16 protein-coding genes and 1 pseudogene are annotated in these 14,410 nt (G+C 50.0%); all 17 read right to left on the reverse strand.

Annotated features, from left to right (window positions below; genetic code table 11):
• Positions 1-361 precede the first annotated feature (361 nt).
• Positions 362-1,516, reverse strand: a complete 1,155-nt coding sequence (locus tag WMW72_RS06075) for an acyltransferase family protein (protein ID WP_341414521.1) — start codon at positions 1,514-1,516, stop codon at positions 362-364.
• A 166-nt stretch (positions 1,517-1,682) separates the two neighbouring features.
• Positions 1,683-2,468, reverse strand: coding sequence for an acyltransferase family protein (locus tag WMW72_RS06080; protein ID WP_341414522.1), 786 nt, complete (start codon positions 2,466-2,468; stop codon positions 1,683-1,685).
• Positions 2,469-2,646: 178 nt separating this feature from the next.
• The gene (locus WMW72_RS06085) at positions 2,647-3,030 is read right to left on the reverse strand and encodes a VOC family protein (protein WP_341414523.1); all 384 of its coding nucleotides are present in this window, start codon (positions 3,028-3,030) and stop codon (positions 2,647-2,649) included.
• Between the two features lie 72 nt (positions 3,031-3,102).
• Positions 3,103-3,534 (reverse strand): GyrI-like domain-containing protein, encoded by a 432-nt coding sequence (locus tag WMW72_RS06090; RefSeq protein ID WP_341414524.1) that lies wholly within the window; start codon positions 3,532-3,534, stop codon positions 3,103-3,105.
• Positions 3,535-3,867: 333 nt separating this feature from the next.
• Positions 3,868-4,286, reverse strand: a pseudogene (locus WMW72_RS35520) (contact-dependent growth inhibition system immunity protein).
• Between the two features lie 50 nt (positions 4,287-4,336).
• A complete protein-coding gene (locus WMW72_RS06100) occupies positions 4,337-4,498 on the reverse strand; it encodes a hypothetical protein (protein ID WP_341414526.1) in 162 nt (53 codons plus the stop codon).
• A gap of 203 nt (positions 4,499-4,701) precedes the next feature.
• Complete coding sequence (locus WMW72_RS06105) at positions 4,702-4,953, reverse strand: hypothetical protein (protein WP_341414527.1); 252 nt, start codon at positions 4,951-4,953, stop codon at positions 4,702-4,704.
• A 476-nt stretch (positions 4,954-5,429) separates the two neighbouring features.
• Positions 5,430-6,281: a purine-nucleoside phosphorylase gene (locus tag WMW72_RS06110; RefSeq protein WP_341414597.1), complete on the reverse strand. Its 852-nt coding sequence runs from the start codon at positions 6,279-6,281 to the stop codon at positions 5,430-5,432.
• 53 nt (positions 6,282-6,334) lie between these two features.
• Entirely contained in the window at positions 6,335-7,162 is an 828-nt protein-coding gene (locus tag WMW72_RS06115; protein ID WP_341414528.1) for a purine-nucleoside phosphorylase, read from the reverse strand.
• 39 nt (positions 7,163-7,201) lie between these two features.
• Positions 7,202-8,377: a phosphopentomutase gene (deoB, locus tag WMW72_RS06120; RefSeq protein WP_341414529.1), complete on the reverse strand. Its 1,176-nt coding sequence runs from the start codon at positions 8,375-8,377 to the stop codon at positions 7,202-7,204.
• 122 nt (positions 8,378-8,499) lie between these two features.
• Positions 8,500-9,399 (reverse strand): site-specific tyrosine recombinase XerD, encoded by a 900-nt coding sequence (gene xerD, locus WMW72_RS06125; protein WP_341414530.1) that lies wholly within the window; start codon positions 9,397-9,399, stop codon positions 8,500-8,502.
• A gap of 134 nt (positions 9,400-9,533) precedes the next feature.
• Positions 9,534-9,776: a DUF4227 family protein gene (locus tag WMW72_RS06130; protein WP_341414531.1), complete on the reverse strand. Its 243-nt coding sequence runs from the start codon at positions 9,774-9,776 to the stop codon at positions 9,534-9,536.
• Between the two features lie 210 nt (positions 9,777-9,986).
• Entirely contained in the window at positions 9,987-11,111 is a 1,125-nt protein-coding gene (ald, locus tag WMW72_RS06135) for an alanine dehydrogenase (RefSeq protein WP_341414532.1), read from the reverse strand.
• A gap of 124 nt (positions 11,112-11,235) precedes the next feature.
• Complete coding sequence (gene fur / locus WMW72_RS06140) at positions 11,236-11,688, reverse strand: ferric iron uptake transcriptional regulator (RefSeq protein ID WP_341414533.1); 453 nt, start codon at positions 11,686-11,688, stop codon at positions 11,236-11,238.
• Positions 11,689-11,805: 117 nt separating this feature from the next.
• A complete protein-coding gene (gene spoIIM, locus WMW72_RS06145) occupies positions 11,806-12,453 on the reverse strand; it encodes a stage II sporulation protein M (RefSeq protein ID WP_341414534.1) in 648 nt (215 codons plus the stop codon).
• Between the two features lie 70 nt (positions 12,454-12,523).
• The gene (locus WMW72_RS06150) at positions 12,524-13,711 is read right to left on the reverse strand and encodes an endonuclease Q family protein (RefSeq protein WP_341414535.1); all 1,188 of its coding nucleotides are present in this window, start codon (positions 13,709-13,711) and stop codon (positions 12,524-12,526) included.
• Position 13,712: 1 nt separating this feature from the next.
• Positions 13,713-14,282: an NUDIX hydrolase gene (locus tag WMW72_RS06155; protein ID WP_341414598.1), complete on the reverse strand. Its 570-nt coding sequence runs from the start codon at positions 14,280-14,282 to the stop codon at positions 13,713-13,715.
• Between the last annotated feature and the right edge of the window lie 128 nt (positions 14,283-14,410).

Consider the following 14,410-nt stretch of genomic DNA (forward strand, 5'->3'; position numbering starts at 1 on the left):
CCCCTTCAAATTCATAGACCTAAAGTCCGGTAATAGTTCCTTGTACCCAATTATAGCATGGCCTATTCACTTCTGAATATATGCTTTTTTTCTTTTTCATTAAAAAAATCATTTTTATTCGTCCCGTATAAACGCACTCTACCAACGTATACTATGGCTTGTTGCCTATCGGCACGAATATCGAGTCAAAGGAGGTGTCACGTATGTCCAACAAACAGCAAGGCCATGGCAATCAGAACACAACCACCCGTACGGGTGATCAAGGATCGAAGAAGTCGAAGTAACAGTGGACAACCGTAAAACACAAATGACCGTTCAAACGCAACCTGAGTTGCCTAGAATGGTCATTTTTAATGATCCTTCATATATCTTTTGACGGTGAAGAGGCTGTCCTGGGGTTAAGAAATACCTGCGCTTTCTTGGCCATATATTTTCCCCAAGCAACGGAAGGCAGCTCGATCCAGTAGTACGATAAGGCCGAAACTCCAATTGTAGCTAGAAAGGCAATAACAAGCATCAACCAGAACGGCAACAAGCCGTACAGCAGATTGATCAAGGTAACCAAGGCGATCAAATGATACAAATAAATGCTGTAAGATAACTTTCCTATAAAATGAATAGGCTTGAGCAGCAAAAACTTGGAGAACCAGCCGCCCGAAAGAGCGAGAATCACCAGCATGGCCGCCCCCATAGAGTTGCCCCATTCGCTAACGAATTTGATGAGACTCGGATTGCCGAATGGAAGCATCCCGCCAGGAATTTTCAAACCTAAGAGAAGTACCGCAGCTACAAAGAAAATGAGACGAGTTCGCCGTGAGGTTTTCTTTAACTGCTCGATCAGGAATTCTCGGTGCTTGGCCAGCAACGCACCGATGACAAACATAAACATGTAATGTAGGGTTATGCTATACCAGGACCAATGCACCAGGATGATCGAAGACAAGAGGAAGCTGATGAGCACTGTCCACTTCCAATTGAAGCGAATGACCGCCAGCATGATGAATGGAAATATAAGTGAGATCCTCATTTCATGAACCAGGGACCAGACCACAGGAACAAAAGCGTGGGTGTCAAACTCTCCAACCAAAACCAGGTGATCTCCGAGCAAGCTCCACGAAAAAGGCGTGTTCCAATTGAATTCGTTAAACCAATTGCTTAACTCCTTGATGTCGCTTCTAGCTGTCCAGCTTAACGTGATGGCTATTAAAATCGCTACGATGTAGGGGATATAAATTCGAAAAATGCGTTTGATAGCGAAGGGAATATACGGAGTATGTCTCGATGTCAAAAAAGGCAGTGCCAGAACGAAGCCGCTCAAAACAAAAAATAACATGACCGCCTCATACCCGGCCCAAATCACCCGCAAAGGCGTGTAGCGGATCAGCTTGATCAGCCAATACCCATCCACATTCATAATAGGTTCGACAAACTGCGGAAATAATAGTAGAAAATGATAAAGCAGGACCATCAGGCAAGCAACACCTCTAATGGAGTCCAACTGTTCGAAACGCTTCATTCTTTCATCTCCGTTATATAATTAATAGATACATTTTATATAAATTATAGTCACGGTCACATTCTCATGAAGGTGCTTACATAGTCTCACATGATGAGGTTAGTCCTTAATTGGAACATAGCATTAATCTCGTGCTAACGTTTTGAGAATCCATCTGTAGTATAAATCATACATCCTTGGTTTGTGGGGACGTTCTCGAGGCAAGAAATATCTGTGTCTTCCTAGCGATCTGTTTCCCCCATGCGATCGAAGGTAACTCAATCCAGTAATACGATAAGGTCGAAACTCCTATCGTAGCTACAAAGGCAATAACAAGAATCAGCCAAAGGGGTAGAACACCGTACAGCAGGTTGATCGATGCGAATAAAGCCAGTACATGATACAAATAAATGCTGTACGATACTTTTCCTACGAAATGCACAGGTTTTAGCAGCAAAAGCTTAGAAAACCAGCCGCCGGATAATGCCGCGATTAGCAGCATCGCCGCGCCCAATGAATTGCCCCAATCCGTTGCAAACTTGATTAAGCTCGGGTTGCCAAACGGTAGTACCCAGGATGGAAGCTTAAAATACCCGAACAGCAGGACAGCAGCTACAAGAAATCCTCCCTTTGTCAGTCGGGAGGTTTTGGCATATTGTTGCAGGATGAATTCTCTGTGCTTGGCCAGCAGCGCGCCGATTACGAACATGAACACGTAGTGCAGCGTCACACTGTACCAGGTCCAGTGAACTAAGACAAGTGCCGAGACGAGAAGACTAACCAGCCCAACCCATTTCCAATTGTAACGGATGACCGCCAGCATAATAAAAGGAAAGAGGAGTGAAATCCGCATTTCATGGATAAGCGACCAAATCACTTGATCATAAGCACCGGTATCAAAATCAGACAGCAAAATCATATGATCCGCCAATAAGCTCCATGAGAAGGTTGTGCTCCAATTGAATTCATTCAACACGCTTCATGTTTTCAACTCCTTTCTACAATATTTGATACATTTCGTATCAAATATAGCATAAGAGATGAATATTTAATAGGCAAAGTATATAAAATTTCCTTTATGAGAAAAAGGTGGAAATATCTCTTTCTATCAGGCTCCCAATTGCAAAATAGGCTCTATTTTTCTAATCAAACTACTGTTTATCGGCGTTCTTCACCTGAATATATTCAACGTATTCAACAATGGTTCCATCTGGATGTCTCACGCCCATGTTAAAGCCAGTTGGAACCTTAGTCACTTCTTTAAGAATTTGTGCTCCCTCTTTAATGAGAGCATCTCTAAAATCATGGATGGAATCAACCAAAAATGTCAACTGAGTTGATCTAACAGGTTGAAGATTTTCTCTCGACCCCGCAATTAGCAAAATAGTTCCAACTTGTCCTAACTCCAATCCTAACTGAGAGTGAGTAAACCGCAATCGGCATTTTTCACCTATGAGACGCTCGTAAAACGGAATTACACGATCCAAGCTTTCATCTTCGAGGTAAATACGATTTAAGATATTGAATACATGCATTTGAATTCTTCACCACTTTCCTCGGATTTATATCTCATAGACAGATGTTTCGAACACTTAGAGTTAAGCAACTCAACGGACAGGGAGGTACCACTCAATTAGATCTGTAGGCATGTCTGGAGTAAAAAGTTCAAATCTAGGTTTAGAAAGGTCAAGCTTATACTTCGCCTGATTCTCATCAGTACATACGTTAGCCCAGAATAGACCAACATGTTCTTTATTAAATTTAAACTTTACATACTCTCCTTCAGGGATGGTAACAGCGACCATTCCCTCTGGGACATTTGCTGTGTCTGACACCTCCACCGCTACGAAAGGAGTTGGCTCTCTTCCAGATACTAATAGACAATTGGTACTTTTTTTAGCCTCAATTTCTTCAACTCTATCATTAAGCCGACTGAACAACTCTTTTTCCTCATCCATGCTCTTCCCTTGAATACCAATAAGTGAAACAGCATGAATCCTACAAATTTGAGCTTCTACAGTTTCGCTAAATTTTACCATAAAACCCCTCCAGAGTTATAGTGTCTTGGAAATTAGACCGATACTATCCAATGGATCATATATCATTATTACTAATTCTATATAATGCAATGAATGATGTTATTCACGAACCATTGATTTAACTTCAAATAGGCTCTTTAGCTATATGGTATGTGACAATTTCACCATCATGATTCCATTGGATTTCCTTGAATTTTATTCTAATTAGATCATCACGATCTAAAGCTTTAAGTGATTAATGCCAGCCAGCCTGCGTCTTCACAAGAATCATAGTTAAATTGTAGCCCATTGTGAATTCTATTAATTTGCGTAGCCTAACTTAGAACTTCTATTTTATTTAGGTTGCTCACTTTTCGGTGGAATGTACTGTTCAAGCAATGGTTTTAATAATTCAAGACAATGAATTACACCAATAATGATCGAATTAAACTCCCCATGTAAATCAACTTTTTCCTTCCAAAACTCTTGTCCTATGTTTAACATGGCACAAAGCAAATCACCTGTATACCTTTCCCCTGATACAAACTCATTTTCGACTAAACGTTCAAGGGCAATGGGAACAAGAAATTCTAGGCTACATTTTGACCAATCATTAATCTTAAGTCTTCATTAGTGAAATCCTTTAGAGGTACAATTCTAAGGTGATGAACTCTTTTAACAAGATCCGAGGTATATGTAGGTTTACCCCAGTCTCCACCATCTAATTCCTGCAATGACTTTGTAGTATCGAAATTTACTAAAGGATTTCCCACACAGATTTGCTCCTTGATCTCTCTATAGAATCCAGAGTTTTATCCCAATCTTAAAAGCCCACACCTTCAACATCAATTTCCACAAAGTATTCCATATTCGCTATTGGCCTTTCTCCAACATAAGCGGCAATACCATTACCATATATAGAATGAAATCTTACAATGAATCCTTCATCAACTTCTCTTTCTATTGTGTCAATGCAAATTTTCATATGACATCACCTATTTCTCATTAAAATTGCTCTCTTAATCCCACCATGCATATAAATTTTTATCCGTTTCACATTCGTATCACCAGAGATACCTAATAGTTTATCTCTTTTCTGCCTATGTTGTAACGTATCTATCTTTGTTAGCCATATTTCCAATCTCCTTTGTACTTTATCAATATTTCGCAATAATACGAACAGCTATTTTACTTACAATGTAAACACCATTCAGCATGTAACTCATCTGCTTCAATGGTATTTGTGATCCAAAAATAGTTGCCGTATTTATTATTATTATCAATTACCTTTTGCTTCAAATATCTTTCTTCTAGGTTTGGGCAAGTAGTCCTATGAATGATTGCTCTCTTTAATGGTTTGTCAGTGATGATGATGTACCCATTCTTTTGACCTTTTCGATAATTGTATTCTGAAATTGTCTTTATCTCCATACGACCCATTTCAAACAACCTCCCTGAACGAGTTTCTCTCCAATTGTAACATCCATGCATTTCCAATTACATTAAAACTTATTTTATCTTTCGAGATATTATTCTAGTCACTGCTCTTGTGCTTTTTAGAATGTTTTTGCTCCTGAATCATCCCACTCTTTGCAATGAAATTTAAAACTTTGCAATACGCGCAATTTAGTATTTATGCTGGTAAGATTATTATTTCGCTCATTTTCGCAGCACTCAAGAATGATTTCACATTATTTACATCTTCAACATTGATTAGTTCCTGCTTGGCACACTGCTCTTGAAACTCTCCTAGAACTTTAAAGATTCCCTTGGACTGTGTTTGAGAATCATTCTGATATTCCCCCAAAATCCTTAATTGCGAATTTTAACAACAAAAAGACCACTTCCCATCGGTTTATATAAACCTGGAAAGTAGTCGTGATGGATGATCCATTTTTAGCTACAACGCCTTTACTCTACACCTCAACCTGCCCCACGAACCGCTTCACCAGCTCGATAAACACCGGCTTGGTGCGGTTAGCAACAGCTACAACCTGCTCATGCGTCAGCGGTTCGAGCTCCTCGCCGATCGCCATGTCGGTGATACACGACATGCCGAGCACCTTGAGACCGGCGTGGCTCGCGGCGACCACTTCGCCGACGGTGGACATGCCGATGGCGTCGCCGCCCAGCTTGGCGAGCATTGTCAGCTCAGCTGGCGGCAAGTAATTCGGCCCCGTGATGCCGGCATAGACGCCGGACTGCACGCGGACGGATTCGCCGCGCTCTGCGCTCATCTGGTCGGCGATGGACTTGGCGAGCTCGCGGTAGCTGCGCGTATAGGCCTGCGACATGTCCGGGAAGCGAACGCCCAGCTCCGGATGATGGAGACCGATGAGCGGGTTGTCGCCCGTCATGTTGAGGTGATCCTCGATCAGCATCAGATCGCCAGCGGCAAAGCTCCGGTTCATGCCTCCCGCTGCGTTCGTGATGACCAGCGCCTGTACGCCTAACTGCTTCATCACATAGATCGGGAAAACGACTTTTTTCATCGAATAGCCTTCGTAATAATGAAAGCGCCCTTGCATCACGATGACAGACTTGCCTTCCAGCTCGCCAATAACGAATTGCCCGGCATGCCCTTCCACCGTCGATACCGGGAAATGCGGTACCCGGTCATAAGGGATCGTAATCGGGTTCTCGACTTGATGTGCCAAATCCCCCAGTCCCGAACCAAGCACCAGCCCGATTTGCAGCGGGCGCCGGCCGATCTGGTCACTAATCCATTGAGCGGCTTCTTGAATATGTTGAACGTAATTAAGTTCCAGGCTCATCTATGTAGCTCCCTTCTCAATCTAATGATCTGTGGATTTCCTCCAGATTACATCTGAGGAATAATGCCGAGGATCAGCTTCAAGAAGGTCTGTTTGACCCGATCCGTGGTTTCCATGACTTCTTCATGCGAGAGCGGTTGATCCAGGATGCCTGCCGCCATATTGCTGATGCAGGAGAAGCCCAGCACCTCGATACCGGCATGACGCGCCACCAGCACCTCGGATACCGTCGACATACCAACAGCATCGGCGCCGAGGGTACGTACCATGCGGATTTCAGCTGGTGTCTCATACGATGGACCGAGCAGCCCGATATATACACCCTCCTGCAGGGTCAAGCCCTGCTCTGCAGCCACGCGGTGCGCGACCTCGCGCAAACGACGGCTGTACGCTTCGGACATATCCGGGAAGCGAACACCCAGCTCGCTCAGGTTAGGCCCGATCAGCGGGTTACGGAACGTGAAGTTAATATGATCACGGATGACCATCAGATCGCCCGGTTTATACTCGGTATTGACGCCACCTGCGGCATTGGTCACCAGCAGCTTCTCAACACCGAGTTCTTTCATTACGCGGACCGGGAACGATACCGTATCCACACCGTAGCCCTCGTATATATGGAAGCGGCCCTTCATCAGCAGCACATGGCGGCCACCGACCGTTCCGAGCAATAGCTCTCCTGCATGTCCTTCTACCGTGGACACTGGGAAGTTCGGAATGTCTTCATAAGGAATCGTGACCGCATTCTCCACGAGATCGGCCAGAATACCGAGACCGGAGCCCAGGATCAAGGCGATTTCCGGTTTTGCGGGGTATTTCCCTTTGATAAAGGCTGCGGCTTTCTTAATGTTTGCCAATACGGATGCTTGTTCCATCTGTTCTCGTCTCCCTTCCTACTATAAAGCGTTAATCCCTTAGCGCAGCTGCGCCAAAAAGCTCTGTCCGTTCCCCGTAGATGCTACGCCGAAATTCTCAGCCACCGTAGCCCCGATATCCGCGAACGTGCCGCGAATCCCGAGCGAGCCAGGCTGCTTCAAAGACGGACTATACACCAGCAGCGGCACATATTCGCGGGTATGATCCGTGCCGTGATGAATCGGGTCATTACCATGATCCGCCGTCAGAATCAGCAGATCGTCGTCGCCGATCTCGGCCATGATCCGGGGGAGCCATTCGTCGAACTCGTTCAACGCAGATGCGTAACCAGCCGGATCGCGGCGATGCCCGTATAAGGAATCGAAATCGACCAGGTTGGTGAACACCATGCCCTTGAAAGGCTGCTTCAGCGCCTCAATCGTGCGCTCGATGCCATCCAGATTGCTCTTGGTCGGCGTACTATGGGTGACGCCCTCTCCGTCAAAAATATCGTTGATCTTGCCGATCGCGATGCTGTCGAGGCCAGTGTTCTTCAGCTTGTTCATCACCGTCTCAGCCGGCGGTTTCACCGCATAATCGTGGCGGTTTGGGGTCCGCTTGAATGCTCCCGGCTGTCCCACATAAGGACGGGCAATGACACGGCCGACGGCATACGGATCCTCCAGCGTCAGCCGACGGGCGATTTCACACGCACGATACAGCTCGTCCAGCGGAATGATCTCTTCATGAGCAGCTAGCTGGAACACGCTGTCGGCCGATGTGTATACGATCCAAGCACCGGTCTTCATCTGCTCCTCGCCCAGCTCATCGAGAATTTCCGTGCCGGAGGCCGGCTTATTGCCGATAACCTTGCGGCCAGTCTCTTGCTCGAAGCGCTCGATTAGCTCAGGCGGGAAGCCATCGGGAAATACGTTGAACGGAATGTCGACCTTCAGGCCCATGATCTCCCAATGGCCGGTCATCGTATCCTTGCCTACCGACACCTCGGCCATCTTGCCGAAGTAGCCCTCAGGCTTATCCGCCGGAGCAATCCCGGTAAGCTGGGCAATATTGCCCAGGCCCAGCTGCTGCAGATGCGGCAGATGGAGTGCGGGTACACGCTCCGCAATATGTCCCAGCGTATGTGCTCCGGCATCGCCGAAGCGCGGGGCGTCCGGAAGCTCTCCGATGCCTACGCTGTCAAGTACGATCAGACTGATTCGTTTGTAGTTCATGGGTTGGACCTCCTAACCTTCTCTCAAGCCTACGGCTATTATCGCAAAACAGGGGCGCTTTTGCAAAGCGCAATGACCGACAAGAAACCCGTTCCCCCTGGTCCGGGAACGGGCAAGTAGCGTCAAGATTCAATCCGGGCGCGCGGATGCGACCGATCGTATACATCCTTCATCTTGCTTCGGGTCAGCTGCGTGTAGATCTGGGTCGACGAAATATCCGCATGACCGAGCATTTCCTGTACGGAGCGCAGGTCCGCTCCGTTCTCGATCAGATGCGCCGCGAAGGAATGGCGCAGCGTATGCGGCGTGATCTCCTGATTGATCCCCGCCTCGCGGGCGTAGCGCTTCATGATTTTCCAGAACCCCTGCCGGGTCATCCGGGTGCCCAGATGGCTGAGGAACAAAGCGTTCTCCTGCTTGTCCTGCTTCAGAAGACCAGGGCGTACGGAGTCTATATAAGTCTGAGCCAGCCCGGAAGCAATCTGCCCGAGCGGCACGACCCGCTCCTTGCCCTTGCCCATACAGCGTATAAAGCCAAGGCCCGGATTCACGCTCTCCACATCGAGCGAGATCAGCTCGGATACCCGAATTCCCGTGGCATAGAGCATCTCCAGCATCACCTTATCCCGGAAGCCGCCTGTTGATGAGGCCAGTGGCGCATCCAGCAGCTTGCCAACCTCCTGTACGGACAACACCTGCGGAATCCGTTTCTCCAGCTTGGGGGTTTCCATATGTATAGACGGATCGTGGTCAATCCGCCGCACGCGAACCATGAATTGATAAAAACGCCGGATCGAAATCACTGTGCGGGTCACCGTGGCGGTAGCACGGCCCTTCTGCTTGAGACTGAGTAAATAGCCGGTAATGCTGGCTTTGCCCGTCTCGCTCCAGGCGACCACACCCGATTGCTCCAGATAGTCCAGATACTGCAGGATATCGCGCTCGTACGAATCGAGCGTATTGGGAGACAATCCGCGCTCCTCAGTCAAAAATGTTTTAAATGCCTGCAAGTCCTCTCTCATGAACGAATCCCCTTTAAGTTGTGACAAAAGCGGCCTTTGTCATAGTTCCACATCAAGGGGCCGTATTCCTGCCGAACAGACTCCCGATTCGGGAATTATTCGGAAACCATCATGGAAAAGTCATGTAACGGCGGTTATTCGCCGATCCAGTAAAACAGCCTTAGCCGGTCCCCCATGCCCTGCGGATTGGCCACGATGGCCGATTCACTCTGGAACACCTTGACAGCCCTTCCGTTCGGCACCTTATGCCGCTGTACAGGCTCCAGAAACGATGCAACAACGATCAGCAGGTGATACAGCGCAAATGTACACACGGCGAACAGCAGCACAAACCGGAGGCGGGCCAGCCATTTTCCGGCACGGATATGGATGATCATTGCAGTCTCACTCCTCCCGGGAGGTTCTTGCCGGGGTCCCACTTCCTCTTCTCGGACAAGGAGAAGCAGGGTGACCCTCACCAGCATTACCTGCCCCTGATTCGGGGAACCAGAGCCGCTGTTTCTTCAAGAAAACAGGGCTTCGCTCCTAAGAGTAGACTATGAGCCGGGCACGCCAAATATGTTGACAAGTTGTCTGTCTTGCTGTCTCTAGCTAATCGGCAGCAGGGAATCAAGCCCCGTGTATGGAAGCCCTACGGCTTCGGCCACAGCTGCATGGGTGACATGGCCCTGGTAAGTATTGACACCAAGCTTGAGCGGAAGGTTGCCGTACAGCGCACGCGTCACTCCCTTGCCCGCCAGCTCCATAGCGTACGTAATGGTCACATTCGTCAGGGCCAGCGTCGAAGTGCGGGGCACCGCACCAGGCATATTGGCAACCGCATAATGAATAACCCCATACTTTTGATAGGTCGGCTCGCTATGGGTTGTGACCCGGTCTACCGTCTCAATCGAGCCTCCTTGATCTACCGCTACATCTACGATCACGGCCCCAGGCTTCATGGTCTTAACCATACCCTCGGTCACAAGCTTGGGGGCCTTAGCTCCGGGAATCAGGACGGCACCGATCAGCAAATCTGCCTTCTGCACCGCATTGGCGATGTTGTAGGGGTTGGACATCAGCGTGCGGAGCCGTCCGTGGAACACATCGTCCAGATAGCGGAGCCGTTCGGCATTCCGTTCGATCACTACCACATTGGCGCCCATCCCGAGTGCGATCTTGGCTGCATTGGTACCTACGATGCCCCCGCCCAGAATAATCACATCCGCCGGCGGAACGCCGGGAACGCCCCCAAGCAAAATCCCCCGCCCGCCATAAAATTGCTCCAGGAATTGTGCCCCGACCTGTACGGACATGCGTCCGGCTACCTCGCTCATCGGCGTTAGCAGCGGCAAGCCGCCGCTGGGAAGCTGGATCGTCTCATAGGCGATTGAGGTCACCCGGCTGCGGACGAGCGCCTCAGTTAGCTTCGTTTCCGCTGCGAGGTGCAGGTAGGTGAACAGCGTAAGCCCTTCGCGGAAGTAGACGTACTCGGCTTCCAGCGGCTCCTTTACCTTCATGACCATCTCGGCTCTAGCCCAGACCTCTGCTGCATCGTCGATCAAGGTGGCACCTTCCTTAGCGTATTCATCATCCAAGAAGCCGCTCCCTGCGCCGGCTCCCTTCTCGATCAGAATCTCATGCCCGGCAGCCGTCAGCATCGCAGTACCTCCGGGCGTTAGAGCAATCCGGTTTTCATTGTTTTTGATTTCCTTGGGCACTCCAATAATCATCAAGGTTCGCCTCCTGCACGTAAACTGTTTATTTGCTTTAGGTTTAGCCGAATCGCCTGAATTCATGAGAAGGAATGCAAAAAACCTCCTACTCGCCAAGTGGCAAAGCCGAAGGTTTCCTCATTTACGATTTGTTGTTTTTTTCCCTGCAACGGTGGCAGATGCCCTGGAAGTCCAGCCGGTGATCCAACACGTGGAACCCGTACTCGCGCTCAAGCCGCTCTTCGAGCTCGCCGAGCCAATCCTCCATGATCTCATCTACAGTCCCGCACTGCACGCAGATCAAGTGATGATGATGGTGGTGACTGTTGTCACTGCGAAGATCGTAACGGGCAACGCCGTCGCCGAAATTCATCTTCTCCACCACATGCAGCTCACTTAGCAGTTCCAAGGTCCGGTATACGGTAGCAAGTCCGATCTCGGGCGCTTTGTCCTTGACCAGCATAAAGACATCCTCAGCACTCAAATGATCTTCTTCGTTCTCCAAAAGAACACGTACAGTTGCTTCGCGTTGGGGTGTAAGCTTGTAACCCTGCGACTGCAGTTGTTGTTTGATTTTTTCAATGCGAGATTCCATGCTCCTCCCCCTACGGCTGCCATCAATCCGCTTAGGCTGCCTGTTCATGGCGCGGATTCGCGAAAAGTAACGTCATGGTACCATTATAGGAGAGAAAATGGAAGAAAGTCAAACGTTTTACGCCGCTCCAAGCGTCACGAGCATCGGAGTCACCCACTTCATCATCGCAGGCGACATATAAGCTTCGAATAGAGCCACTCCGACCAGCAGCACGCCGGAGGCCAGCGTTACGCCGGATAAGCGCATCAGCGGCTCGAAGAGCTCGCCTTTTTTTTGGATAAACCGGTTTTTCACCAAATGCAGCGTAAAGGAGACGGCTGTGACACTGCAGATGATAAACACAGGAATGACGATCAGATTCTGCGGCACGATCGAGACGAGCGAGAACAGCAGTCCCTTCCACGACATCGTACCGACCATGTATCCCACTGAAAATCCGATGAGCACACCCTTCAGAAAATCGAGAATCAAAATAAGCGGAAGTCCAATCACCGATATGCCAAGCAGCCAAATGATCAGCACCCACTTCATATGGAGAGCCAGCGTATCACGGAATGAGGCAGATACATCACCCGAAAGCGCCCCCTGATCTACGATGGAGAAGAAATTGCTTAAATACCGGGTAATCTCCTGCTTCTGCTCCAGCGACAGTGCACCTACCATCACCGCGCCGAACACGACTCCCGTTACGAAAATGACGCCGATGAACACATACAGCGGCAGATGTTCCTTCCAGTACTGCTCAAGCGATCGGTTATGCGCCATGCTGCCAAGCCCCCCTTGTCCGGTTAGTACAACCTATGCGGACAAGAGAGAAGTTATGACTTCTCGTGGCTCAGACGTTCCGGTCCACCTTGCCGTATTTCCCGCCGCCGCCCGTCTGCAGTTCCAGTGTGCCTTGGCGGGCAGCCAGCAGATACCCGGCAATGGTCTCTCCCGCGGCCTCAGTGAGCGCCTCGAAGGGTGCACCGTGCAGCAGGTCCATCTCGGTGCCGAAGCGGTCCAGCAGACGGTTCAGCAGCTTCGGCCCGAGTCCGGGGATAAACTCCAGGGGCACCTGGTACACATAAGGTGGCCTGCTCGCGGGGACAACAGGCTGCTCGCGGTCAGCAATAGACAGGATGCGGTCCATGACCCCGCGGACAATCTTGGGGCTGCCGCAATACAGACAGCGCTCGACGACGGAAGCGTCCTGCTCATCCAAGATCGACTCGCATGCCGCACAATAGGTGCGGTGGTACTTGCCGAGCCGGGGATTCAGCCCATAGTTGGCCAGCACCTTCCGGCCGTCCTCTCCTGCCAGTGCGCGCTGGAGCTCTGCAAAGGTTGGCTCAGCCAGCTGAAGCTTATTGTACTCCCTGCCGATCTTGGGCAGCGAATGGGCATCGGAATTGGTTAGGAAGGTATAGCGGTCCAGCTCTGAGATCAGACCGGCCATCTCGGAATCTGCGCTAAGCCCGAGCTCGACTGCTGCGATGCCCTCTAGGTCGAGCATCTCGGACATACGCGCACAGCTGCTGCCGTAGATGCTCTTGTGTGGGGTAAAAATATGGGCGGGGATGAGCAGCCCTCCCCGAGCAAGCACCTCCTGCTGCAGCTCGCGAGCCGTCACGTAGAGCCGCTGCGAGCTGAGCTGCACATTCTTCATATGCTTGCGCAGCCAATCTGTGAACGCACGCATATCGTCCAGGCCGGGCAGATAAGCGATCAGATGGGCGGGGCGTAAGCCTGGATCCCGCACTTCCAGCTCGCAGCCGAGCAGCACGGTCGTCTGGCCGTAGCGGATACCGCCCCCTGCCAGCTCCTCCATCTCTCCGGTATCGAGATAGTGAAGCATCTCGCGCTGTACACCTGGAGAATGGCAGTCGATGATGCCGACGATATCCATGCCTTTGCGCTGAGAGGCTTCACGGGCGATATTATAGAAGGTCAGATTGTTTGCAGAGCTGATCTTGACGGCTTCTCCCGCCTCTGTACGTCCGATATGAATATGCAGATCAGCATAGTAGGCATGCAGGCTCATCTTATTCGAAGGACCCGGTCAGCCCGTATAGATTCCAGGCATACACAGCTAAGATCGTCTTCGCATCGCTGATCCGCTGCTCACGGATCAGGGCCTTGGCTTCGTCCAGCGTGATGCCCCACACTTCCAGGAACTCGTCCTCGTCGGGCCTAGCTTCTCCTCCGTTCAGTTCCTCGGCCACATACAGATGAAGCAGCTCGTCGGCAAAGCCCGGCGATGTATAGAATGACGCCACGTGACGAATCGAGCCGGCCGTATAGCCGGTCTCCTCCTGAAGCTCCCGGCGGGCGGCCTCTAGCGGGTCCTCGCCGCTATCCAGCTTACCTGCGGGAATTTCGATCTGGCTTTTCTCCAGCGGCTTGCGGTACTGCTCCACGACGATCATCTTATGATCCACCGTTAACGCGAGCACAGCGACTGCCCCGGGATGCTTGACGATTTCACGGGTCGCTTCGCCTCCGTCAGGCAGCCGGACCGTATCCACTTGCAGGCTGATGATTTTTCCTTCAAATATAGGCTGAGTGGACAAAGTCACTTCTTCGAATTTTTTGTGGGACTGGGATGACAAGATAGATTCCTCTCTTCCGGGCAAGGGTAATAGTTGCTATACCTCCACTGTACCCCAAGACGACCATCGGGGTCAAAAGCAGCCAGTCATAATCGCCGGGAACCTTGCATAGCTTGTACTATAAAACTATG

The sequence above is a fragment of the Paenibacillus filicis genome, from assembly GCF_038070315.1.
Classification (GTDB): domain Bacteria; phylum Bacillota; class Bacilli; order Paenibacillales; family NBRC-103111; genus Paenibacillus_G; species Paenibacillus_G filicis.

What these genes read in the sequence shown, in the direction of transcription:
- WMW72_RS06075 (WP_341414521.1), bottom strand. Translation starts at nt 1,516, where the DNA reads ATGAAGCGTTTCGAACAGTTGGACTCCATTAGAGGTGTTGCTTGCCTG.
- WMW72_RS06085 (WP_341414523.1), bottom strand. Translation starts at nt 3,030, where the DNA reads ATGCATGTATTCAATATCTTAAATCGTATTTACCTCGAAGATGAAAGC.
- WMW72_RS06090 (WP_341414524.1), bottom strand. Translation starts at nt 3,534, where the DNA reads ATGGTAAAATTTAGCGAAACTGTAGAAGCTCAAATTTGTAGGATTCAT.
- WMW72_RS06100 (WP_341414526.1), bottom strand. Translation starts at nt 4,498, where the DNA reads ATGAAAATTTGCATTGACACAATAGAAAGAGAAGTTGATGAAGGATTC.
- WMW72_RS06105 (WP_341414527.1), bottom strand. Translation starts at nt 4,953, where the DNA reads ATGGGTCGTATGGAGATAAAGACAATTTCAGAATACAATTATCGAAAA.
- WMW72_RS06115 (WP_341414528.1), bottom strand. Translation starts at nt 7,162, where the DNA reads ATGGAACAAGCATCCGTATTGGCAAACATTAAGAAAGCCGCAGCCTTT.
- deoB (WP_341414529.1), bottom strand. Translation starts at nt 8,377, where the DNA reads ATGAACTACAAACGAATCAGTCTGATCGTACTTGACAGCGTAGGCATC.
- xerD (WP_341414530.1), bottom strand. Translation starts at nt 9,399, where the DNA reads ATGAGAGAGGACTTGCAGGCATTTAAAACATTTTTGACTGAGGAGCGC.
- WMW72_RS06130 (WP_341414531.1), bottom strand. Translation starts at nt 9,776, where the DNA reads ATGATCATCCATATCCGTGCCGGAAAATGGCTGGCCCGCCTCCGGTTT.
- ald (WP_341414532.1), bottom strand. Translation starts at nt 11,111, where the DNA reads ATGATTATTGGAGTGCCCAAGGAAATCAAAAACAATGAAAACCGGATT.
- fur (WP_341414533.1), bottom strand. Translation starts at nt 11,688, where the DNA reads ATGGAATCTCGCATTGAAAAAATCAAACAACAACTGCAGTCGCAGGGT.
- spoIIM (WP_341414534.1), bottom strand. Translation starts at nt 12,453, where the DNA reads ATGGCGCATAACCGATCGCTTGAGCAGTACTGGAAGGAACATCTGCCG.
- WMW72_RS06150 (WP_341414535.1), bottom strand. Translation starts at nt 13,711, where the DNA reads ATGAGCCTGCATGCCTACTATGCTGATCTGCATATTCATATCGGACGT.